Consider the following 999-nt stretch of genomic DNA (forward strand, 5'->3'; position numbering starts at 1 on the left):
CCAACTAAACATATAACTCATATTAGTTACATTACTTGTATTAAAGTTTAAAGGTTGATTGAAATTAAAACAACTACCAAACATCCCACCCATATCAGTTACATTTCTTGTATTAAAGTTTAAAGCTTGATTGAAGCTTTCGCACCACCAAAACATATTATTCATATCAGTTACATTTGAAGTATCAAAGCTCAAAGTTTGGTTAAAATTAAAACAATTATAAAACATATGGCTCATATCAGTTACATTTTTTGTATCAAATTGTAAAGGTTTGTTAAATTTTTTGCAATTATAAAACATATGGCTCATATTAACTACTTTTGAAGTATCAAAGCTCAAAGTTTGGTTAAAATTAAAACAATTATAAAACATACCACCCATATCAGTTACATTTTTTGTATCAAATTGTAAAGGTTTGTTAAATTTTTCACAACCACAAAACATATCACTCATATTTACTACATTATTTGTGTCAAAATCTAAAGGCTGATTGAAATTTTCACAAAAAGCAAACATACGACTCATATCTGTTATATTTCTTGTATCAAATTGTAAAGGTTTGTTAAATTTTTTGCAATTACTAAACATATAACTCATATTTACTACATTTTTTGTATCAAAATCTAAAAGCTGATTGAAATTTTTACAAACAGAAAACATACCACTCATATCAGTTACATTTTTTGTATCAAATTTTAAAGGTTTATTAAATTTTTTGCAATTATAAAACATATCGCTCATATTTACTACATTTTTTGTGTCAAAGTTTAAAGGCTGGTTAAAGCTAAAACAATCTTCAAACATATCGCTCATATTTACTACATTTTTTGTATCAAAATCTAAAGGCTGATTGAATTTTTTACAACCATAAAACATAGAACTCATATTAGTTATATTGCTTGTATCCCAAGTATTTATACCACTAAAGTCTTTTCTAGCACCACCCTTAAACAATTCACTCATATCAGTAATAGCACTTGTATTTATAGTATCTAGTGC

General features: G+C 25.7%; 1 protein-coding gene. It reads right to left on the reverse strand.

Going from position 1 to position 999, the window contains the following annotated elements; genetic code table 11:
• Positions 1-999: BspA family leucine-rich repeat surface protein (locus tag AVBRAN12654_RS09335; RefSeq protein WP_336614381.1), on the reverse strand; the 999-nt coding region annotated here is incomplete at both ends.

The sequence above is a fragment of the Campylobacter sp. RM12654 genome (assembly GCF_020137585.1).
In the GTDB taxonomy this organism is placed as follows: domain Bacteria; phylum Campylobacterota; class Campylobacteria; order Campylobacterales; family Campylobacteraceae; genus Campylobacter_E.